This window comes from Sporolactobacillus sp. KGMB 08714 (assembly GCF_036598985.1).
In the GTDB taxonomy this organism is placed as follows: Bacteria; Bacillota; Bacilli; order Bacillales; family Sporolactobacillaceae; genus Sporolactobacillus.
The window spans coordinates 17839-38608 of sequence record NZ_JAUUBW010000011.1; the positions used below are offsets into that span (position 1 = coordinate 17839).

Here is a 20770-nt window from a genome sequence, read left to right on the forward strand (position 1 = left end):
GCCCTCTCAAATCAGCTAAATACTCGCCAATAATATTTGGCCAATATTGTCATATATAATTCCCGGAGTTTTATCTCTAACTGAATTCATGTGGTTAAAATTGGGATTCTACATTTTAAAGTTCAAATGGAAACCAGTTTGCAAACACGATGATTTTTTATATGCCAATAAAATAATGTTAATGCAAATAGTTGCAAACAATATGCAAAGGTCATATAATATCCACTGTAAATGATTACAGCGATTGAGACAGGAGGAATCAATTATTATGCAAGAAATCGCAACAAAAGTGAACTCGAGGACCTTTCAGCTAGTGCAACCGTTGGACATTGAAGAAGTTAACGTGGAACGCAATCTGAAAGAAGGGTGGGTCGTTGTTCAGCCTGTGATGGCAAGTGTTTGTCATGCCGATACACGTTATTTCTCGGGTCAGCGGCGTAAGGAGGCTCTTGCCAAGAAATTGCCAATGGCACTGCTTCATGAAGGAATTGGTATCGTTAAAAAGAGCCTGAGCAATAAGTTTAAGGTGGGGGAACGTGTGGCGGTTGTCCCAAACATTCCCGGTTATGTATTAAATGGCACAAAAAAAACTAGTAATCTTCCAGATAACTATGATAAAAATGGTGTTTTTTTAAGCAGCGGTTATGACGGAATCGCTCAAAGCGATTTGGTTCAACCTGAACAATGTCTGGTTCGCATTCCGGAAGCTGTCCCTGATGAAATTGCTGTAATGACAGAAGTAAGTACAGTCGGTTATCATGCCGCCAGTCATGTTCAAGGTACGTTGATGAAACCGAATGTCAGAGTTGCCTTGTTTGGCGATGGACCTGTAGGTTACATGGCTGCAGCAGTCATCAGATATATTTATGGTATCGATGCTTCACGATTTACTGTATTTGGTGCTATAAAAGATCGTTTGGATAAGTTTACATTTGCACGCAGGGAAATGGTTCAAAACTATGACTTTGAACATTCGGATGAAGAATATGACGTGATCTTCGAAGCAACTGGCGGTCACTTTAGTTCTAATGCAATCAATGAAGGAATAAAAATTATTTCTCGCGGTGGCGAATTTGTCTTAATGGGTGTTTCAGAGGAATTGGTTCCAATTGATACGCGCAACGTTTTGGAAAAAGGATTGACACTATATGGTACCAGCCGTTCTGCAACAGAGGATTTTAAAGCTGTCGTGAAAGCGCTGGGTGAAGATGAAAAATACCGTGAAGCTCTGGCCAAACTGTTGCCTGAAAATGAAACATTCATCCAAAGCGCGTCAGATTTGCAGGAAGCATTCAAAAAGATTATAGAAGAAAAGAAATGGAATAAGGCAGTTTTGAAATTTGAATGGAATTAAAGGCAGATTCAAATTGTTCTTTCATTATAATAGCAATAAAATTAAGGATACTTTTTGATTGTGTAGAAGGGGAATGGTACATTTTGGAGAAATTTAAATGGGATAATTTAAGCATAAAGATTTATGCTGACGGTGCTAATATCCATGACATGCTGAATGCCTATAAAACCGGATTTGTTAGGGGATTTACAACCAACCCTAGTTTAATGAAAAAAGCAGGAGTCAAAGATTATCTTGGATTTGCCAGAGAAGTACTAAATAAAATTAATGATCTTCCTATTTCATTTGAAGTGTTTGCGGATGATTTTGGAATAATGGAAAGGGAAGCACTTAAAATACACTCTCTTGGGGATAATGTCTTCGTGAAAATTCCAATCACGAATTCAAAGGGTGAATCGTCCATACCATTGATAAAGAAGCTTTCCGGACAGGGAGTCTCATTAAATGTTACAGCTATTTTTACTATTGAACAAGTTGAGGAAACAGTCATGGCTCTCAATCCAAATGTCGAAAGTATCGTGTCCGTATTTGCGGGTAGAATTGCCGATACGGGAAGAGATCCAATTCCGTATATGAAAAAATCAGTTGAACTTTGTCAGCAGAACAAGGGAGCTGAACTTCTTTGGGCAAGTTCCCGCGAGCTCTTTAATGTATATGAAGCTAATCGGTTGGGCGTTGATATAATCACGTGTACACCATCTATTATTGAAAAATTAAAAAAGTTAGGAAAACCACTTGAACAGGCTTCTCTTGATACGGTTAAGGGATTCAATAAAGATATTAAAGTTCTGGGATATTCAATCCTATAATAATTACGTGATTGATTAAGGATTGTCATGGAAGAGGGAGCTGGGAAAATGAATTCAAGCATTGATCAATTATCCATTGACACCATAAGGACACTTTCAATAGATGCCATTGAAAAAGCTAAATCAGGACATCCAGGTCTTCCAATGGGTGCAGCGCCAATGGCCTACACGCTCTGGGCAAAGGTAATGAAGCATAATCCGTATAATTCAAACTGGTTTAATCGAGACCGTTTCGTTCTTTCGGCAGGTCATGGATCAATGTTACTTTATAGTTTGCTTTACCTATTCCATTATGGATTGACGATTGAGGATTTAAAAAATTTTAGGCAGTGGAGAAGTCTAACCCCCGGGCATCCGGAGTTTGGACATACGATCGGTGTCGAGGCTACGACGGGACCTCTTGGTCAAGGAGTAGCAATGGCCGTTGGCATGGCAATAGCGGAAGCACATCTTGCGGCATTATACAATCGAGACAGTTATGAAATCATAGATCATCATACATTTGTCATTTGTGGAGATGGCGATCTGATGGAAGGAGTATCAAGTGAGGCAGCTTCACTTGCAGGACATCTGAAACTTGGAAAACTGATTATGTTATATGACTCGAATAAAGTGTCGCTGGATGGTAAATTAGACATGGCTTTTTCCGAGAATGTACGGAAAAGATTTAACGCATATGGCTGGCAAACATTACTAGTTAAAGACGGAAACGATGCGGACAAGATTGAGGAGGCTATTAGTAAAGCAAAGGGAGACCCTTATCACCCAACTTTAATTGAAGTACAAACAGTGATAGGATACGGAGCTCCTCATGTTCAGGGAACAAATAAGGTTCATGGAAATCCACTGGGACCAGCAGAAACAGTCGAGACCAAAAAAAGATATGGATGGAAATATGATCCGTTTTATGTTCCGGAAGAAGTAAAAGAACATTTTAATAAACTGGCTGAAAAATGTGCAGACCAAGAGCGTGAATGGAATAATAGATTTACCGAATATGAAGCGAGATATCCTCATGAAGCCAAAATACTAAAAGATACGATTGAAAGAAAACTTCCAAAAGGATATGGTGATAATTTTCCTGTATATGAAGCGGGAGCTAACAAAGCTACCCGTGCAGCATCTGGTGAAGTCATTAATGTGGCTGCGAAGGCTATTCCACAATTATTCGGTGGTTCTGCAGATTTGGCATCTTCTACAAAGACAGAAATAAAATACGGCGGAGATTTTCTATCTGATAATTATGTAGGCAGAAATATCTGGTTTGGAGTCCGTGAATTTGCAATGACGGCTGCTGTGAATGGAATGGTTCTTCATAAAGGCGTAATTCCATTTTGTTCGACATTTCTTACATTTTCAGATTATTCTAAACCAGCTATTCGTCTGGCCGCGATAATGGGAATTCCGTCTATTTTTGTCTTTACGCACGATAGTATTGCTGTAGGGGAAGATGGTCCTACACATGAACCAATTGAACAACTGGCAGGGCTAAGGGCTATTCCAAATTTGAACGTCATAAGACCGGCCGACGGAAATGAAACCAGAGAAGCGTGGAAGATTGCTTTAGAGAGTACTGACCGCCCTACTGTGTTGATACTTACCCGCCAGAATGTCGAGTCATTTGAAGGAGAAAAGAATGGTTCAACAAATGGTGTTAAAAGGGGAGGATATATCGTTTCAAAAGAATTAGGCACTCCGGATGCTGTACTGATTGCAACAGGATCCGAAGTTGAACTTGCAATTAAAGCGCAAAAAAAACTTGAAGAAAAAAATATAAAAGTACGTGTTGTAAGTATGCCTTCCTGGGAATTGTTTCATTCGCAGTCTCGTGAATATCAAGAATCCATTTTACCTTCTGAACTTTTAAACCGTGTAGCTATTGAAATGGCATCGCCTATGGGATGGAAACAATTCGTGGGAGAATCAGGGCATTTGTTGACGATAAATCACTTTGGTGCTTCAGCTCCCGGGCCTATTGTTATTAATAAATTTGGCTTTACCGTTGAAAACGTAACTAAGATAACGGCTGAGTTAATAAAAAACAGACAAAAGAAAGCTGACAATGTGAGGTGATATGAATGCGCATTGCTATTGGTTGTGACCATGCAGGATTTGATTTAAAACCCACTATTAAAAATTATTTAATTGAAAAGGGAATTGAAATAATTGATGAGGGAACATATTCCTCAGAAAGTGTCGATTATCCTGAATATGCGAAAAAAGTGGCAATTGATATTATATCTGACAAGGCAGATTTAGGTATCCTGATTTGTGGAACAGGAATTGGCATTTCTATTGCGGCAAACAAAATTCATGGAATTCGTGCGGTTGCTTGCAGTGAGCCCTTTTCCGCGAAATTGAGCCGTGAACACAATAATACAAATATACTCGCATTCGGTTCACGGGTAATAGGATCGGAACTGGCTAAAATGATAATAGATGTGTGGCTGAATGCCAAATTCCAAGGTGGAAGGCATCAAAAACGATTGGATCAAATGACTCAGATTGAAAAAGACGAATCGCTTTCTTGATGACCATAACATTGATTAAATAAGGAAAGGGGAAAAAAATGCGCCTTGCACCATCAATCTTATCTGCGAATGCTGCTCATTTGGCTAGAGAAGTTCATGATGTTGAACATATGGGCATTGATTTAATCCACTTTGATGTGATGGATGGACATTATGTGCCGAACATCACATTTGGGGCTAATGTTGTTGCCGCTTTAAAAAAAGAGACAACACTTGATATTGATGTTCATTTAATGGTAAAGGAGCCGGATCATCTTATCCCGTCATTTCTTAGTGCAGGTGCTGATATGATTTCCGTACATGCCGAAGCGTGCAGACATTTGCATAGAACCATACAACTTGTAAAAGACGGCGGTGTGAAAGCAGGTATAGCTTTAAACCCAGCAACACCCTTTTCTCAAATTAAACCTGTCCTGTCGGATCTGGATTATATACTTATTATGACCGTGGATCCCGGATTTGGTGGCCAGACGTTTATAAATTCTATGCTCCAGAAGATTCGTGAGGTGAAGTCATTCATCGATGCTGGGAAGCTGAAAATTGATATTGAAGTTGATGGAGGAATTAATAAGCTGACATTACCACCTTGTCTAAAAGCGGGAGCATCGATTATTGTTGCCGGATCAGCTATATTTGGTCAAAGGAATCGGCTTGAGGCGATTCATACATTGACTCGGGCAGATTAATAAAGTAGCATAATTCTAAGTATTCTTGATGGGGGATTGAATGATTTTGTTCACGTTCAATCCTTTTTGTTTATTTTTAATCTTACCTAGATGATGAATTGGATTGGATGAAAGATAAGTATGTGGAAAATGAACAAGTATACATGGCTGAAATGGCATGTCTAGATAGGGGGCATATAATGAAACTAATTAAGTGAATTTTTACATATCTGATATTGAATTTGTAACTAGTGACAAAAGAAGTTACGTCGATTGAAAATCCGCAATACTTCGATGATTTGAAATCTGAAACAGAATGCAATCAAGTTAAGTCTGAGATTATCGACCCGCATCGCTCTAACAGGCCGATCAATTTTTACATGGTTAATGTCATTTTGCAAATTGAAGTGGATCTGGATAACGGACGTGCTTTTGACAGTATTCGATTAGATCAGTAGGGAAATAGGGTTTCCCAAGCATGAGACGCCCCTTCTGCATCAGTACTGGTATTATGACATCCTCAAAGTAAGATTGATTGTCAGTATGAGTAGATCCATGTTGACATACTATTGAGATGTGTCTACAATAGCTGTGGTTGGTACCACTAACAGAAAGGTTAATATGCATATGATAAGTCCTTTATATGATCAGTTAGTCAATTTGCTGCGGAAGAAAATTGATAATGAAATGCAGCCCAATGAAAAGCTTCCTTCAGAACGTGATCTTTCTAAACAATATGGATTGAGCCGCAACACCGTACGGCAGGCTCTGCATGAGCTGGAAATTATGGGATATATTTACCGCCGTCACGGTAAGGGGACCTTTGTATCGAATCAGAATCGGCAGATGACTAACTTAAGCGCTGCTTATAGTTTCAGTGAACAGATGCGCAGTTTGGGACATGAACCCAAAACGAAAAATTTGTATCTTAAATCGATCGTTGCAAATAAGTTTTTTGCTGAGAAGCTGAACGTTTCATTGGGCCAACGTATCTATAAATTAAAACGTGTCAGGATTGCTGATGATCAGCCTATGATGGTTGAGCGGACGTACTCGCCGCAGCATCTATTTTTAGGCCTTTCGGTTGATAAATTGGCTTATCGTGCGCTCTATAAGGTTTTTGAAGAAGACTATGGGGAGAAAGTTCACATAGCGGATGAAACTTTTCGTGCCAGTATTGTCAGCGGGAACGATGCGAAATTGTTAGAGGTACCCGATGGCTCTCCTTGTTTAAAGTTAACACGTACTTCATTTGATCAAAAAAACCAGATCATTGAGTATACACTGAGTGTAGCTCGGAGCGATCAATTCGTTTATAGTGTTCGTCACATGCCTGATCAATAATTTTTTAAGAGCGTAACCAATGAAAAAATATGCTCTTGTATTTCTGTCAATTTTCAAATGCTTTTTTCTAAAATTAATCCTCATGTTTGATATTAAAAGAATACAGCAAACGTTTTTTCTCCGATAGTTTCTGCCCGAATGCAACAATTAGTGAGAACGCCTCAACATTAAGATGGCCGTCAATCCAGGATTTTAATAAAATAACTGCAATCCGTGTGCCCGATTGGGCCTGAGGGCTGTCGATGTACCATTGCTTCATTATCAATATTCATCAATTTCACCTACTTGATCAATCTCATTAAACCGGCATTCCCATGTCCTTATACCGAGGGCCATGAGAAATCCTGACGTTAAGGCCTTTTTGAGCCATTGTATAATTATACCAATGAGGTCTGATGCGGCGTTTTGGCTCACTTGTTATATTTTCCGAAAATATTTGATTAAGCTTTCAATGATCTTAATAACTTGAAAATAGCCGCGGATGTTATGTCAAAGATTGATTTTTGAGTAATCCGCATGCAACCGCTCGTTTATAAATTTGTTTCTTACACTTTTAGGTACATCAGTGTAGAATGGGATAACTGGTACCAAATGAAAACATATTTAATGAGTACTGGAAGTATTGAAAAATGATTTAAAAAAGATAGACCTGTTAAGAATCAAGCCTTTAAATTACTGATAAATAAGAGATGTTCATTCAATAATCATCATTTCTCGATAAAATGGTTGCTATATATTTTTAATGATCAAGTTGACACATACTATAATTGCGCTTAAAATGGTACTGTGGTTGGTACCAATAGACACAGAATACAGATCCATTCTTTACAGACTTTTTAATGATCCTTAAGGAGCCATGAAAATGATAGGCATTGTTTTAACAGGACACGGAAACTTTGCGAGCGGTATCTATTCAACAATCCAATTGTTGGGAGGTGAGCAAGAAAAATTTGTTCCGATTGATTTTACAAAGGGGATGACCGCGGACGAATTGCATCAGAAATTTGAAACAGCGATTCAGAGAATGGATTCGAGTGAAGGCATAATCTTTTTCACCGACATTCCGGGAGGGACTCCATTTAATCAGGCTGCGGCGAGTAAGTTTAAACATCAGAACATTGAAATTCTGTCCGGAACTAATATTCCAATGCTCATGGAAATAGTTTTTCAGCGCAGCCTGAATATGGAACGATTCATCAAGGTTGCCGTTACTGCAGGTCAAGACGGTATTGTCCGCTTTCATCAACGCTGCAATAAGAAACAAAACAATGAAGAAGAGGGCAAAGAGGGCATTTGAATGATTTTATGTACAAAGTTGTTCTTGATTTGTACAAATGACTCCCTTCAGAAAGAAATTAAATTCAATTCTTGTTTTAGCTGGTTGTGATAGTTTGCAGAGTCAGTTTAAGTGTGAAAAAAGGTGGGTATCGATTTGGTCATAGAAAGACAGCGCGGATAAGGGCAAATCCTAGAAACAGGAATTCCCGTCACTTTTTGAAAGGGTAACGAGCTGAATATTATTTACCCATTAATAGATAAATTAAAAACTGGGAGGAATATATCAATGTTTGATACAGATGAGACAGAACTCACCACGATGGGTGCACAAATAACGACAAGAGAGATTAAACAGCAGCCGGAGCTTTGGCAGGAAACATTCCAGAACTTCGTCAAAAATAATTCAAATATTGCTAATTTTATAGATAAGATTAAAGCCGAAACGGGTGGCTGTGTTCGAGTAATCTTTACTGGGGCAGGTACGTCTGCTTATGTCGGAGACACAATAGTACCTTATTTAACAAAAAATGGCGATCGGAGCCACTTTAGTTTCGAATCAATACCATCGACCAGTATTGTTTCTGCCCCCTACGATTACCTTGAGGCCGATACGCCTACACTCTTGGTTTCATTTGCGCGAAGCGGAAATTCTCCGGAAAGTGTAGCGGCTGTTGAACTGGCCGAGCAAATTGTCAAGCAGCTGTACCAGCTTACAATCACTTGTTATGCGGGAGGAAAGTTAGTTCAGCGGATGGAGAACAAAGCTGAGAATTTAATTCTGTTACAGCCTGAAGCGAATGATCAGGGCTTTGCCATGACGGGCAGTTTTTCATGCATGACCCTGACGGCGCTGCTCGTTTTTGATCAGCTCGATATGGAAAAGAAGAAAAAATATATTGACACACTCGTTGAAATGGCCCATGAACTGATTGATCGTGAATCTGAAATTCAGGCTTTGGTAGATGAAGACTTTAATAGAATTGCTTATTTGGGTTCGGGAAGTTTAGCCGGACTCACACGTGAGGCTCAGTTGAAGGTATTAGAGTTGACCGCGGGAAAGTTAGCGACGATCTTCGATTCTTCCATGGGATTTAGGCATGGGCCAAAATCTTTTATCAATCAACAGACCTTAGTATTCGACTTTCTTAGCAATGATCGTTATACCCGCCAGTATGATATCGATATTTTGGAAGAGATTCGTAAGGATCAGATTGCTAAGCGTACTGTAGCTGTCGGCATCAGGAAGGGTAAAAATTTCACGGGCGACAGTTTTATTTTTGAAACAGGCGACCCGGATCTTCCTGACGTTTATCTGGCATTGCCGGACATCTTATTTGCACAGACTTTAGCTCTGCTCAGTTCTATTAAGGTGGGCAACAAACCGGATACACCGTCTTCAAATGGAACGGTTAATCGGGTTGTGAAGGGTGTAACTCTGTATCCGTATTCAGCGGAATGACCGGCCGGCTGCAAAGGTGCGGGCATAGAAATCAATTATGGGGGGCTTCGGCGTGGGAACACCAAATATTTTAGTCGCAAGAATTGACAATCGATTAGTGCACGGCCAGGTCGGCATGACCTGGGTCAACACGATCGGTGCAAATTTGCTTATAGTCGCCAACGATGCGGTGGCTAAGGATGAAGTCCAGCAGAATCTGATGGAAATGGTGATTCCGGATACAGTAGGCATTCGCTTTTTCACATTGGACAAGACGATCCGAATCATAAGCAAAGCCGCACCGTTTCAAAAAATTTTACTGGTCATGAAAACTCCTCAAGACGCCTTTACGCTGATTAAAGGCGGTGTCCCGATCAAAAAGCTTAATATCGGCAATCTTCATTTTGCGGAAGGTAAGAAGCAATTGTCGGCAACTGTATCAGTTTCAGAAGAGGATGTTGAAATATTCAATCGCTTGCACAGCATGGGAATCCGACTGGAAGTTCAAGGAATTCCAAATGAACGCGCGACAGATCTGATGACTTTGCTTAAAAAGGTGCAGTGAACTTTACAGGTAGAGCTAGATTTTGGTTTGGGAGGCTGGAAAAATGCATGTCACAGTGATTCAGATAATACTAATAGCCGTCTGGGCCGGTATTGCAGGAATTGATCTGTACAATGGATTATTTCACATCCATCGGCCGATTGTCACCGGGGCTGTTATTGGTTTAATTCTTGGGGATTTTCAAACAGGGCTGATTGTCGGCGGGACATTAGAGCTTGTTTGGGCAGGAATGGTGCCGCTTGCGGGGGCACAGCCGCCTAATGTGGTTATCGGCGGTATCATTGGAACGGCATTTGCCATATTGACAGGAGTTAAACCAACGGTTGCTGTTGGGATCGCCGTTCCTTTCGCGGTTGCCGTTCAAGGGATTATAACCTTGCTGTTCACAGCTTTTTCTCCTGTCATGCACACTATGGACAAAGCTGCTGCTGCAGCCGATACAAGAAAATTGGATCGCATGGCCTGGATCCAACCCGCTATTCTGTTTGTCGGATATTTTATTATTTCATTTTTACCCATATTCTTTGGCGCAGACAAAGCTGCTGTCTGGGTTCAGGAAGTTCCTAAATGGATCCTCGGAGGATTGCAGGTTGCCGGTGGAATGATGCCCGCTGTTGGCTTTGCCATGCTGCTGAAGATCATGTGGAAAAATGAGTACGTGCCATTCTTTGCATTCGGACTTGTTATGGCAGCTTATGCCGGTCTGCCGATTCTGGCGGTCGCGATTATTGGAGTGGGCATCGCTGTATATGATTACTTCAAAGGTTCAAGTCATGATGGAAATACACCTCAGGCTGTGCCTGCAGTGAATACAGATAATGATGAAGGGGGCTACAGCAATGGCATCTGAAGAACAAACAGCAAAGGATATTAATCAACTTCAGATTCCTGATACCTATGAAGATCCCACGCCAAGAAAGGTGCTGACAAAGAAAAATCTTCATAACATGGTATGGCGTTCACTGTTACTGCAGTCATCTTTTAACTATGAACGAATGCAGGGCGGGGGATGGACTTACAGTCTGATCCCCGGGTTGAAGAAAATTCATACTAACAAAAAAGATCTGAGCTATTCCTTATTGGATAACTTACAATTCTATAACACGCATCCATTTCTGGTAACCTTCATTCAGGGAGTTATCCTGGCAATGGAGGAAAACAAGGAAAACCGTTCCACGATTCGTGGTGTCAAGGTTGCCTTAATGGGTCCCCTGGGAGGAATTGGCGATGCTCTGTTTTGGCTGACTCTGCTGCCGATCACGGCTGGTATCGGTGTTTCACTATCGATGCAGGGTAATGTTTTTGGCCCCATTCTATTTTTAATTCTTTTCAACGCCGTTCATTTTAGTTTATTGTTCTGGTTAATGAATTATGGATATAACACAGGTACAAGGGCTATAGCGGCCATGCGGGAAAACACAAAAAAGATTTCTCGTGCTGCTTCCATTGTCGGGCTGATGGTTGTCGGGGCATTGGTGGCAACTTACATCACTTTTAAATTGGACGGTTCATTGGCACAGATCAATGCCGGCGGTGTTAAAGTTGCATTGCAAGCCGGCGTGATTGACAAGATCATGCCGAAATTGCTGCCATTGCTGTATACTCTGTTTTGCTTTTGGATGCTAAAGAAAGGGCGTTCGCCGCTGACTTTGATCATTATAACTGTCGTGATCGGACTTGTTGGGGCCGGTACCCATTTGTTTGCTTTCTAAACGCAACAATTGTTATGAAAATTTTTGCAGGGGAAATCTTCGAAACGCTTGTAAAGTGGGGAGGTTAATGGTTCAATGTCTTATTATTTGCATGCGGCAAAGTTTTTTCTACACAATACGACTGAAAATGGCGGATACCTCGAAGTAGCGAGCGATGGAAAGTTTGGCGAATATTTAGGTGAAGGACAGAGGCCGGCTGGAAAAATTATTGATTACACCGGCAAATGGATTGCACCCGGTCTCGTTGACACGCATATCCATGGGCTGTTGAATTATGATCTTATGGACAATGATTGGAATGAGATTCAGGAAATGTCCATAGGCTTATTGAAAGCCGGCGTAACCTCCTGGCTGCCAACAACATTAACGGCTTCATTCGATCAGCTGAATGCTGTGTGCAAGACAATAGGCGAACATTATAAGGAAGCTCGGGGTGCTAAGATTCAAGGAATTTATTTTGAAGGTCCGTACTTCACCGAAAAGCATAAAGGTGCGCAGAATCCAAAATATTTCAAGGATCCGGATATTAGAGAGTTCAGGGATTGGCAGGGGTCGGCACATGGCTTGCTGAAAAAGATAGCAATTGCACCAGAGCGCCAGGGAGCCGCCGATTTTACAAAAGCTGTTGTTCAGACAGGAACTGTAGTAGCTCTTGGCCACAGCGACGCGACCTTTGAACAGGCGAAAAGGTGTGTTGAAGCGGGTGCTACGGTCTTTACACATACATTCAACGGTATGAGTGGGCTGAATCATCGAGCCCTTGGGATGGTAGGGGCTGCATTGAGCATGAACTTAGTTGATGATGAATTAATATGTGACGGACATCATGTCGATCCGTTTGCTGTACGGTCATTGATTGAAAATAAAACACCTGAGCATATTATTCTGATCACTGATTGCATGCGGGCCGGTATGATGCCATGCGGTGATTATGTATTGGGAGAATTTCCGGTTTATGTTCAGAATGGTATGGCGCGAATGAAGGCTGGTAATAGTTTAGCCGGCAGTATTTTGGAATTAAAGAATGCAGTTAAGAATGTTGTCGATTGGAATATTGCAACTCCTGAAGAAGCTGTATTGATGGCAAGCTATGTCCCTGCACGCAGTTCAAATATTGCAGACGTCTGTGGAAGTATTCTGCCTAATCGCGATGCAGATTTTTTGGTGTTAAATGATGATATGAGCCTAAGCGAAACTTATTTAAACGGAGAATCCAGGTATCAGGCTCAAGCCGCAGACTAAATTTAACGTTGCTTTTTAACCGTTATTCAATGAACCTTTGCAAAAAATAAATTTCTGCTGAGACTGTTGCTATGCGAGTAGATCATAGTAACAGTTTTTTTGTCTTGCCTCGGCAATGGCCAGGCAGTCCATTTTATCTGAAGAGAAAGAGAAATAATAGCATAAGAAAAATAGATCGTAAAAAAAAGTATACCGGGCAATTGAGTGGCTTCTTTGTATGTATCTTAGGAGAGAACGGGCTTTACTACAGACTTTGCGATATAAAAGTATATCGGAAATGTACGCTCTCCTCTAAACTATCACCTCGGGTAATAAGAGTATCCGGCATACTTCACAACCGGCTGTTTTTTCTTTCTCAGGGCATAAAGCAGCTCGGGGCCGATATTTAAATTACTCTGAACTAATTCGGCCGGGGTCAGTGCCATCCAGTTATTGAGTGATACATCCTGGAAACGGTCGCTTTTGAACACTTCGAGATACCATAATGTTTCCGTGCCGGTATTCTGGACATAATGACCGAACGCGAACGGCACGTAGCCGACATCTCCTGCCCGGTAATCGAAGGTTCTTGCCGTGCCGTTTGTCGCTGCGACCGTCATTCGTCCCTGCCCTGCCAGATAATACTGCCATTCGTCATTATTGGGATGCCAGTGCAGTTCCCGCATCGCGCCGGGTTCAATTTCGACAAGAGCGGCCGCGATCGTTCTGGATACAGGAAAATTCGATGAATCCACAATCCGTACACTGCCGCCGGGCGTTTTTAACGGGGTTTGTGCCAGCAGCCGATGCTTAAAACTTTGCGGCACGATCCCATAAGGGGATTGTACCTTCTGCGAGTCAATCGTTCCCGGAACTTTTCCTTGATAGATATAAACCTGTTCGGTCGGAATATTCCTGAACGCATCCGCCGGCACACCGAAATTTGCCGATAACACGTCCCGCGGTGTATGAGCCAAATAATCCGAAATACTCAGCGTATTAAAATCCGAAAAATGGCCGTCATCGAAAACAAGTAAAAATTCGCATCCATCCTCCAGTCCCTGTATCGAATGAGGAATTCCTGCAGGGAAGTACCACAGATCTCCCGGCCCGACATCGTCGATAAAATTGCGTCCATTTTGATCGACAGCTGTTATTCTCGCATGTCCGAGCAGCATGTACGACCATTCTGCCTGCTGATGCCAGTGCAGTTCGCGTACTCCTCCCGGCGTCAGACTCATATTGACGCCTGCCAATGTCGTAGCGATCGGAAGCTCGCGGATAGTAATTTCTCTTGACCAGCCGCCCGGTTTCAAGACCATATGTGTATCGGAAAATGAAAACCGGCAATTGGGAATAAGTCCGGCGTCTGTTACCGGAGGGACCAATAAATCAGGATTCTGCCTATCCCTTTCCAGGTCTCTGGGACCTCTGTCGATGTTGCCCGCTCCGTCGCTGCGAGTCGGCTGCGGAACTGATTGAAACGGAACGGGCTGATTAGTCGGATTGTCCATGCTGCACCTCGTAAATGAACGGATGAAAAATGTATATGTCAAAACCGCGCCGCAAATAACAGAACGCCGCATACACTTTTTTTTACGAAGGAGCACCGTACATTTAAAACCTCTAATGCGGCCTTTTCCTTTGCATTCCACTTGGATGTCATGGCCGTGTTCCATCAGGGCCTGCCCGCTTTCGTGTCCCAATGCGTTCCTGTCCTTTTTTAATTCCGGATGATTTACGGTTGTAAAAAGGGGATGGAATGGTTTTCGATCCAGGTCCGGATTTCTGCAAGGGCGATCCGGTTTTCCTGATCGGAGATTCTGACGGTGAAATCTTCTTTTTCCCTGTCGTCCGTCTGGATTTTAAAACCGTTGATCCTCAGAAAGGCTTCAAGAGCCGCATAGGCCGTCCGTTTGTTGGCGCTGTAAAATGGATGGTTCTGGACCAGGCTTTGGAAGAGCGCCGCCGCCTTTTCGAAAAGCGTCGGATAGGCGTCTTTGCCGAAGGCGGACTGCCGGGACCGGTTCACGGCGCTGTCTAACAAAGCCGGATTTTTGATTCCAATATTTTCAGTTGGCGAATAGGTCTGAATGAGCAGCGCATTGAGGAAGATGACCTGGTTTTTGGCGAGATAGCAGGTCATCGATTGACGAGTCCTTTGAAAACGGCGTCGTTGTCCTGGATGATGCCATCGACCATGGAAACGAAGTCTTCATCGATTCCGCTTGGGAGGCGAGTGGTTTTTCTTTTGATCCGGACGGTCCCGTCTTTCATATTTTCAAAACTGATTTCATCTCCCGGTTTAACTCCAAGGTGGCCTAATGTTTTTGGGGGGATTGTAGATCCGTAGCTGTTTCCCATCTTGACGATTTTTCTGTAGTTGCGCATCATATGAAGACCCTCCATTGCTTTTTTCTCTTATTTTATTCATATGTTCTAATGTCTATACATTATCATGTATAAACGGTTCTGACAATGAGACGCATCGATGGACGGGACAAAATGGTTGCGGAGCTAGCCTGGTATTCGACCGCTTTTTCATTCTGTCTAAAAGCGGACAGGAGTTCAGCCTATGGGATTAAGCAGAAAAAGAAATTTGAAATCTCATAAAATCGCCGTCAGGGGCGGTTGGCCTTCAGCTCTGAGCAACATTTAGAGCGGCATCATGAAGGTGCTGACGGCTGGCCGGCCGCATGCAAAAAATAAATAGGAATTTCCACCATCATTTTTACAAGCCTTTCCAGCTGACAGCGGAAGATTTGTCCGGGACATACGTTATATCGCCCCCAAGGGCATTCGTCAGCCTCGCAGCCTATATACATGGACGTGGATTTTTACAAGAAAGGTTTTCAGGAATTCCCTGATGCCTCCAATGACAATTTCAGAATTCGAATGGATTAATCCCCGTTAAACTTTCTCTGCTTTCCCAAGTTTTTCAAGAATTAAATGAGCTTCACGCGGAGTGTCCGCATCCATCAACTGTTCATACAACTCATTATTCTGCAAAAGATTGAGTAGTTGGCTTAACGCCTTAACATGGGAAACATTATCAATCGGAGCGAGACAAAATATAACTTTAATTTCTTTCTGGACATTTGAGTGTTGAATGATCGCTGAATGATGCAAAAGCAGCAGCGACATGGCCAGATTGTTCACTCCCTCCTGTTGGGTAGCGTGCGCAAGCATCACTGGATCCTGTACAACCATATAAGGCCCCTTTTGTTCAGTTAACTCGATGATTTTTCTAACATATCTAAGGCCTACATCCTGATGGACAATCAGCGGTTCAAATGATTGATAAACCGCGTCCTTCCAGTCATTGACTTTGTCGATGATCTTAATGTTGCTTAAAGGAATAAGCTCGGAAATTGAAAGATTGGGAAGAACGGTTGAACTATCGACCTTTGCATCCGCGGCTAGATAGTTGGTCAGACTTTTTGTCAGACCGTTGAAATCTTCAATTCTGGCATAATCAAAAACAATATTTAATATATCCTTAACCGTGTTCTGAACACTTTTTTTATTAAGATGAAGAAGGCCGATTTTCCTGAATGCCAGATCCAATTTATGAAAATCATAATCTGAAAGAATGGGTTGCACATGAATCACGGGAATATCATGATCAGATTCTAAAGGCGTTGTTGTTATGATCGCCTTGGGAGCCTGTTCCGTTAAATGACAGGCTTGAAAATCTTTAATGCTCATTGGTTTTGTAAAGACAATTTCCGGATATTGTACGGACAGCTGTTGAGATAAAAGCCTTGATGTGCCAATGCCGCTCGTACAGACTAGAAAAACGTCAGGCTCAGAGGTAATCAGTGATGCGGGCATTTTTTTAAGCTCACCGCCAAAATAGACTGTAATCAATGCAAGCTCGTCATCGGTTAATGGTTTGCCGATATATTTTTCAAAAGGATAGATCGCGTACTTGGTTAATTGCATTAAGTAGGCGTATTTGGTCTTGATGCCGGATAAATTGGGGTAGCGGTAAAGCACCCCATATTGAAAGCGGTAGTAAGTGGGCAGCAAATGAGTGGCAAGCGACTGGATCAGCCCAGGTGATGAAATATCGACGCCGGAGATAATATGGAATCTGTTCACCACCTGCCTGGAAAGGGCAACTAATTGTTTCATAATCGGTGCCTGACTGCCGGTACTCTGAAGCTGAGCCGTCAGCAGCACTTCACGCAAATAGGCTGCTTCACCACTCGTTACTTTTACGTATCGATGAAACAAGTGCCGGCACCACAGACCGATCGTGTCTGTCCGGCAGCCCTGAACATCTGCCGGAAGGGGGCCCAGACTGCTGACACGCGCGAGTAACCAGGAAATGTAGCAGGTTAGCGTTTTTGCAGAATCTTCACTGTATAAATTCTTTGTCTGCTGCTGAAGCCAATAAAGCGCTTGTTCCGTCTCTTGCAGTTGCGGCAGTTTCTCGAGATCGTGAAGAACCGCCGGATTTCTTTTAAGAATTTGCGCATATACCCACCTGCGCTGTAATTTTTCATCCCCGGTTAAAACTTTTCCATGAGGCGTATTTTCAATACACACAGGGTCCGGCAGTGCAGAATTAATCATCCTTAAATCTCTGATCACTGTGTTCCTGGAGATGCTGAAACGGTTACATAAATCGGTTAATGAGAGCCGCGGAACATGCTGGATCAGCAGCCAGGTCATGGCTGCCCGCCGTTCGTCTCCGTTTAGTTGACTGAAATAATCCGCATCTGTGAACTTGATCAGTGCTTTTTCAGTCCGTTTTGTTAAGAAATATCCGCCCTGTATGAGATGCTGAACTGGGTCTAAATCCATTTTCTCAAGTCGGTTATTTAACTGTTTCAGCCAGTAAAAGACACTCCGCCGTGACAGATGCAGTTCGTTTTCCAGGTCAGAGAGACTCTTATAAGTTGTTTCCCTGTGCAGGATGGAGACTAACGCATTAATTTGTTGTTTTTTACTAATATTAAGCATATTGGAAGTCACCGCACCTTTCATAAGGAAGAATACGATTGAGCCATGAATCCGCCCATCCGAGGTTAAAAAACAGGATCCGGTCTGGGACGGGACATTTCCGATTCACTGGCGAAAGGAAGGGTCATACAAAGACACTTTCAAATTAATAATAATTCTTTTACCGAAGGGGTTCAATACTTGCACTGATCTGAATGAACCGGCTTTACTTGTAAGCGTTCTATGTAGTCTGTATGATCATCTTGTAACGAAAAAGGAGAAGGGAGGAGCAGATATGTTATCCAGCCTTTTAACCGAACGGACCATCCAAATTCAGCGTGCACATCATCTTGATTGGCGCGAGGCTATTAAGGAAGCGGCCAAACCATTGCTCGACACAGGCAAAATCGAGAAGTCGTACGTTCAGACAATGATTTCATTGGTTGAAAAAAATGGCCCGTACATTAATATCGGGCCCTATATTGCCCTTGCTCATGCCCGCCCTGAAAATGGGGTCAATGAAATGGGTATGTCCCTCATGAAGGTCGAACCGGCTGTTAATCTTGTCAATGCGGATCACCCCATTAAGCTGTTTTTCGTATTGGCAGCTGTGGATAATACGAAACACTTACAGGCGTTAAGAGAACTGCTTACTTTACTCGAAGATTCAAATAACGTACAGAAGCTTGAAAATGCCGCATCAGTTGCTGAAATGGCTGAACAATTTAAGGAGGAAGCCCAAAAATGAAAATTGCCGCGATTTGCCAATCCGGATTAGGTTCCAGTTTTATGGTTCAGATGAATATCGAAAATGTTTTAAAAGAAGAAAATGTAGATACCGGCGATATTGAAGTGGTTCATTTTGATACGGGCGGATTAAACGAACAGGCTGCCGATTATTTTTTCCTTGGCAGCGACTTGGAAGATCGGGCTTCGGGCCTTCCCAAGGATCGGGTTTATCTGCTCAAGAGCCTGATCGACAAAGAGGAACTCAGAGGAAAGGTGAATGAGATACTCGATAAAGAAAACATCCCACATTCCTGATGAATGAAAAAAATAGGTGGTGAATACTATGCAGGCCATTCTGAATTTCTTTGTTTCAATCGCGAGTACCCCTGCACTGCTTGTCGGATTAATTGCGTTATTGGGATTATGGATTCAAAAAAAACCGGCAACGAAGATTGTTGAAGGAACGATTAAGACATTTGTTGGTTTTTTGGTGCTTGTTGGCGGCGCGGGAATTCTTGTGAATGCATTGAATCCATTTGCGGCCATGTTTAAATTCGCTCTTCACGTTCAAGGCGTCGTTCCTTCGAACGAAGCCGTCGTTGCTATTGCCCTGCAGCAGTACGGCACACCGACGGCCCTGATCATGTTGGCCGGTATGATCGTTAACGTGCTGCTGGCCAGATTTACAAAATTCAAGTATATTTTCCTGACGGGCCAGGCTATGTTATATATGTCCTGTCTCACAGCCGTCGTTCTCATTTCTACCGGCATGAAGGTTAATCCCTGGACAATCATTCTCGGCGGAATTTTTGAAGGAACATTGTTGACCGTTACGCCTGCCATTTGCCAGCCGTTCATGAGAAAAATTACGAAAAGCGATCAGGTTGCGATGGGACATACGGGCAATATCGGCTATGCAACAGCCGGTTTAATAGGAAAATGGTTCGGTGATGCAAGCAAATCTACAGAGAACATCAAATTTCCTAAAAATCTTGGTTTTCTCCGGGATTCAACGGTTTCCATCACTTTAGTTATGGGTGTCGTTTACCTGATACTGGCGCTGGTCACGGGTCCGCAGTTTATTGAATCCAAACTGAGCGCCGGCACGAATTATCTTGTTTATTCGCTCACTCAGGCCGGTACTTTTGCCGCCGGATTCTATGTTGTCCTGGCAGGCGTCCGGATGATCCTCGGTGAAATCATCCCGGCTTTTCAGGGTATCGCTACTAAAATCGTGCCCAATGCCAAACCTGCTCTGGATGTGCCGATTATCTTTCCCTATGCGCAGAATGCCATTCTGATCGGTTTTTTTGTAAGCTTTATCGTCGGAACTTTGAGCATGTTTGTCATGATTGCTCTCAAGACCGTCGTAATCATACCGGGCGTCGTCGGTCACTTTTTCTGCGGCGCAGCATCGGGAATCTACGGAAACGCAACCGGAGGCCGTCGGGGGGCAGTCATCGGCTCGGCTGTTAACAGCCTGCTCATCAGCTGGCTGCCTCTGTTTATTCTCCCGGTACTGGGAAGCTTAAGACTGGCGGCTTCGACGTTTGCCGATACTGATTATTTGTTCGGCGGCATCATCCTCGGTAATATCGGGCACCTTGGCCAGCTGGGCATCACCATAGGAATCCTTTCCTTCCTGGTTATCGTTATTATCTGGTCTTTCTTTATAAAAGACGATTCAAAAAAAGCGGCAGAATAAAAAATTGCTGAACAGCAACAATCCGAACGTCTTTTGCCGATCTGTCCTAACACGATAAATTTCTATGGCCGGCGCTTAAAAAAAGCGCTGGTTTTTACTGTATCCAGACATCTTTTAAGGGGTGTTCCTCGTCTGGATCTGTGTCAGCGATCGGCGAGAGCCGTGCTCTGCAGATATCATAAATGAAACGAAAAAATCGTTCGATCCGGCATCCTCCGCAATCAAACGGCTTAAAAAAGACAATATCTGTATTAAGCAGAGCAGCACTTGACAGACAAATAAGTTTTTCCCAGTCCGTTTCAGCCGGCGCGGTGATTCGCAACGGTCGATGAAACGGATCATTTTTTATCAGGCTGCATGAAATTCAGTATCTCAAGAGATAAAAGAAACTGGGCGGACCATTTTAAATGGTTTGTATTGAATGAGCAGCAGTATCAATTTGTTTTTGAAATCATATTTCTATAAATGA

The 20770-nt window shown here is 42.6% G+C and carries 21 protein-coding genes; 16 read left to right on the forward strand and 5 right to left on the reverse strand.

Annotated elements, in window-relative coordinates:
- Positions 1 to 268 precede the first annotated feature (268 nt).
- From Q6A92_RS05775 to Q6A92_RS05805, 7 genes are all read left to right on the forward strand, one after another.
- Positions 269 to 1354, forward strand: a complete 1086-nt coding sequence (locus tag Q6A92_RS05775) for an alcohol dehydrogenase catalytic domain-containing protein (RefSeq protein WP_332237376.1) — start codon at positions 269 to 271, stop codon at positions 1352 to 1354.
- Positions 1345 to 2163 carry a transaldolase gene (locus Q6A92_RS05780; protein WP_332237377.1) on the forward strand — a complete coding sequence of 273 codons (819 nt, stop codon included), beginning with the start codon at positions 1345 to 1347 and terminating at the stop codon, positions 2161 to 2163. The genes Q6A92_RS05775 and Q6A92_RS05780 overlap by 10 nt, the downstream gene beginning before the upstream one ends.
- Positions 2164 to 2211: 48 nt before the next feature.
- The gene (gene tkt, locus Q6A92_RS05785) at positions 2212 to 4236 is read left to right on the forward strand and encodes a transketolase (RefSeq protein WP_332237378.1); all 2025 of its coding nucleotides are present in this window, start codon (positions 2212 to 2214) and stop codon (positions 4234 to 4236) included.
- A 5-nt stretch (positions 4237 to 4241) separates the two neighbouring features.
- The gene (gene rpiB, locus Q6A92_RS05790) at positions 4242 to 4694 is read left to right on the forward strand and encodes a ribose 5-phosphate isomerase B (protein ID WP_332237379.1); all 453 of its coding nucleotides are present in this window, start codon (positions 4242 to 4244) and stop codon (positions 4692 to 4694) included.
- Positions 4695 to 4732: 38 nt separating this feature from the next.
- The gene (rpe, locus tag Q6A92_RS05795) at positions 4733 to 5380 is read left to right on the forward strand and encodes a ribulose-phosphate 3-epimerase (RefSeq protein ID WP_332237380.1); all 648 of its coding nucleotides are present in this window, start codon (positions 4733 to 4735) and stop codon (positions 5378 to 5380) included.
- A gap of 230 nt (positions 5381 to 5610) precedes the next feature.
- Positions 5611 to 5817 (forward strand): hypothetical protein, encoded by a 207-nt coding sequence (locus Q6A92_RS05800; RefSeq protein ID WP_332237381.1) that lies wholly within the window; start codon positions 5611 to 5613, stop codon positions 5815 to 5817.
- A gap of 169 nt (positions 5818 to 5986) precedes the next feature.
- Positions 5987 to 6703 carry a GntR family transcriptional regulator gene (locus tag Q6A92_RS05805; protein ID WP_274401261.1) on the forward strand — a complete coding sequence of 239 codons (717 nt, stop codon included), beginning with the start codon at positions 5987 to 5989 and terminating at the stop codon, positions 6701 to 6703.
- Positions 6704 to 6776: 73 nt separating this feature from the next.
- Here Q6A92_RS05805 and Q6A92_RS05810 read toward each other — a convergent pair whose 3' ends face one another.
- The gene (locus Q6A92_RS05810) at positions 6777 to 6962 is read right to left on the reverse strand and encodes a hypothetical protein (protein ID WP_332237382.1); all 186 of its coding nucleotides are present in this window, start codon (positions 6960 to 6962) and stop codon (positions 6777 to 6779) included.
- 603 nt (positions 6963 to 7565) lie between these two features.
- Between Q6A92_RS05810 and agaF the strand changes: the two genes are divergently transcribed.
- The 6 genes from agaF to nagA all read left to right on the forward strand — a co-directional run bounded on the left by agaF (position 7566) and on the right by nagA (position 12938).
- The gene (gene agaF, locus Q6A92_RS05815; protein WP_332237383.1) at positions 7566 to 8000 is read left to right on the forward strand and encodes a PTS galactosamine/N-acetylgalactosamine transporter subunit IIA; all 435 of its coding nucleotides are present in this window, start codon (positions 7566 to 7568) and stop codon (positions 7998 to 8000) included.
- Between the two features lie 267 nt (positions 8001 to 8267).
- Positions 8268 to 9440 carry a tagatose-6-phosphate ketose isomerase gene (agaS, locus tag Q6A92_RS05820; RefSeq protein WP_332237384.1) on the forward strand — a complete coding sequence of 391 codons (1173 nt, stop codon included), beginning with the start codon at positions 8268 to 8270 and terminating at the stop codon, positions 9438 to 9440.
- 52 nt (positions 9441 to 9492) lie between these two features.
- Positions 9493 to 9984 carry a PTS N-acetylgalactosamine transporter subunit IIB gene (gene agaV, locus Q6A92_RS05825; RefSeq protein WP_332237385.1) on the forward strand — a complete coding sequence of 164 codons (492 nt, stop codon included), beginning with the start codon at positions 9493 to 9495 and terminating at the stop codon, positions 9982 to 9984.
- Positions 9985 to 10027: 43 nt separating this feature from the next.
- Complete coding sequence (gene agaW / locus Q6A92_RS05830) at positions 10028 to 10834, forward strand: PTS N-acetylgalactosamine transporter subunit IIC (RefSeq protein WP_274401257.1); 807 nt, start codon at positions 10028 to 10030, stop codon at positions 10832 to 10834.
- Positions 10824 to 11696 (forward strand): PTS system mannose/fructose/sorbose family transporter subunit IID, encoded by an 873-nt coding sequence (locus tag Q6A92_RS05835; RefSeq protein ID WP_274401256.1) that lies wholly within the window; start codon positions 10824 to 10826, stop codon positions 11694 to 11696. The genes agaW and Q6A92_RS05835 overlap by 11 nt, the downstream gene beginning before the upstream one ends.
- 75 nt (positions 11697 to 11771) lie before the next feature.
- A complete protein-coding gene (gene nagA / locus Q6A92_RS05840) occupies positions 11772 to 12938 on the forward strand; it encodes an N-acetylglucosamine-6-phosphate deacetylase (protein ID WP_332237386.1) in 1167 nt (388 codons plus the stop codon).
- A gap of 299 nt (positions 12939 to 13237) precedes the next feature.
- On the opposite strand, the gene Q6A92_RS05845 is transcribed toward nagA, so the two are convergent.
- The 4 genes from Q6A92_RS05845 to Q6A92_RS05860 all read right to left on the reverse strand — a co-directional run bounded on the left by Q6A92_RS05845 (position 13238) and on the right by Q6A92_RS05860 (position 17888).
- Positions 13238 to 14431, reverse strand: coding sequence for an oxalate decarboxylase family bicupin (locus tag Q6A92_RS05845; RefSeq protein WP_332237387.1), 1194 nt, complete (start codon positions 14429 to 14431; stop codon positions 13238 to 13240).
- A 224-nt stretch (positions 14432 to 14655) separates the two neighbouring features.
- Positions 14656 to 15063 (reverse strand): type II toxin-antitoxin system death-on-curing family toxin, encoded by a 408-nt coding sequence (locus Q6A92_RS05850; protein ID WP_332237388.1) that lies wholly within the window; start codon positions 15061 to 15063, stop codon positions 14656 to 14658.
- Complete coding sequence (locus tag Q6A92_RS05855; protein WP_332237389.1) at positions 15060 to 15326, reverse strand: AbrB/MazE/SpoVT family DNA-binding domain-containing protein; 267 nt, start codon at positions 15324 to 15326, stop codon at positions 15060 to 15062. The genes Q6A92_RS05850 and Q6A92_RS05855 overlap by 4 nt, the downstream gene beginning before the upstream one ends.
- A 501-nt stretch (positions 15327 to 15827) precedes the next feature.
- Positions 15828 to 17888 carry a BglG family transcription antiterminator gene (locus Q6A92_RS05860; RefSeq protein ID WP_332237390.1) on the reverse strand — a complete coding sequence of 687 codons (2061 nt, stop codon included), beginning with the start codon at positions 17886 to 17888 and terminating at the stop codon, positions 15828 to 15830.
- A 274-nt stretch (positions 17889 to 18162) separates the two neighbouring features.
- Between Q6A92_RS05860 and Q6A92_RS05865 the strand changes: the two genes are divergently transcribed.
- From Q6A92_RS05865 to Q6A92_RS05875, 3 genes are read left to right on the forward strand one after another with little or no spacing between them, the layout of a single operon-like run.
- Positions 18163 to 18615 (forward strand): PTS sugar transporter subunit IIA, encoded by a 453-nt coding sequence (locus Q6A92_RS05865; protein ID WP_274401250.1) that lies wholly within the window; start codon positions 18163 to 18165, stop codon positions 18613 to 18615.
- Positions 18612 to 18911 (forward strand): PTS sugar transporter subunit IIB, encoded by a 300-nt coding sequence (locus Q6A92_RS05870; RefSeq protein ID WP_274401249.1) that lies wholly within the window; start codon positions 18612 to 18614, stop codon positions 18909 to 18911. The genes Q6A92_RS05865 and Q6A92_RS05870 overlap by 4 nt, the downstream gene beginning before the upstream one ends.
- Before the next feature lie 28 nt (positions 18912 to 18939).
- On the forward strand, positions 18940 to 20301 hold the full coding sequence (locus tag Q6A92_RS05875; protein ID WP_274401248.1) for a PTS ascorbate transporter subunit IIC: 1362 nt from the start codon (positions 18940 to 18942) through the stop codon (positions 20299 to 20301).
- The last annotated feature ends 469 nt before the right edge of the window (positions 20302 to 20770 follow it).

Coding starts and splice junctions, on each gene's coding strand:
- Q6A92_RS05805 (WP_274401261.1), top strand. CDS start 5,987: ATGATAAGTCCTTTATATGATCAGTTAGTCAATTTGCTGCGGAAGAAA.
- agaF (WP_332237383.1), top strand. CDS start 7,566: ATGATAGGCATTGTTTTAACAGGACACGGAAACTTTGCGAGCGGTATC.
- Q6A92_RS05865 (WP_274401250.1), top strand. CDS start 18,163: ATGTTATCCAGCCTTTTAACCGAACGGACCATCCAAATTCAGCGTGCA.
- Q6A92_RS05780 (WP_332237377.1), top strand. CDS start 1,345: ATGGAATTAAAGGCAGATTCAAATTGTTCTTTCATTATAATAGCAATA.
- Q6A92_RS05870 (WP_274401249.1), top strand. CDS start 18,612: ATGAAAATTGCCGCGATTTGCCAATCCGGATTAGGTTCCAGTTTTATG.
- Q6A92_RS05845 (WP_332237387.1), bottom strand. CDS start 14,431: ATGGACAATCCGACTAATCAGCCCGTTCCGTTTCAATCAGTTCCGCAG.
- Q6A92_RS05875 (WP_274401248.1), top strand. CDS start 18,940: ATGCAGGCCATTCTGAATTTCTTTGTTTCAATCGCGAGTACCCCTGCA.
- Q6A92_RS05835 (WP_274401256.1), top strand. CDS start 10,824: ATGGCATCTGAAGAACAAACAGCAAAGGATATTAATCAACTTCAGATT.
- agaS (WP_332237384.1), top strand. CDS start 8,268: ATGTTTGATACAGATGAGACAGAACTCACCACGATGGGTGCACAAATA.
- Q6A92_RS05810 (WP_332237382.1), bottom strand. CDS start 6,962: ATGAAGCAATGGTACATCGACAGCCCTCAGGCCCAATCGGGCACACGG.
- rpiB (WP_332237379.1), top strand. CDS start 4,242: ATGCGCATTGCTATTGGTTGTGACCATGCAGGATTTGATTTAAAACCC.
- Q6A92_RS05775 (WP_332237376.1), top strand. CDS start 269: ATGCAAGAAATCGCAACAAAAGTGAACTCGAGGACCTTTCAGCTAGTG.
- agaW (WP_274401257.1), top strand. CDS start 10,028: ATGCATGTCACAGTGATTCAGATAATACTAATAGCCGTCTGGGCCGGT.
- rpe (WP_332237380.1), top strand. CDS start 4,733: ATGCGCCTTGCACCATCAATCTTATCTGCGAATGCTGCTCATTTGGCT.
- nagA (WP_332237386.1), top strand. CDS start 11,772: ATGTCTTATTATTTGCATGCGGCAAAGTTTTTTCTACACAATACGACT.
- tkt (WP_332237378.1), top strand. CDS start 2,212: ATGAATTCAAGCATTGATCAATTATCCATTGACACCATAAGGACACTT.
- Q6A92_RS05850 (WP_332237388.1), bottom strand. CDS start 15,063: ATGACCTGCTATCTCGCCAAAAACCAGGTCATCTTCCTCAATGCGCTG.
- Q6A92_RS05855 (WP_332237389.1), bottom strand. CDS start 15,326: ATGGAGGGTCTTCATATGATGCGCAACTACAGAAAAATCGTCAAGATG.
- Q6A92_RS05860 (WP_332237390.1), bottom strand. CDS start 17,888: ATGCTTAATATTAGTAAAAAACAACAAATTAATGCGTTAGTCTCCATC.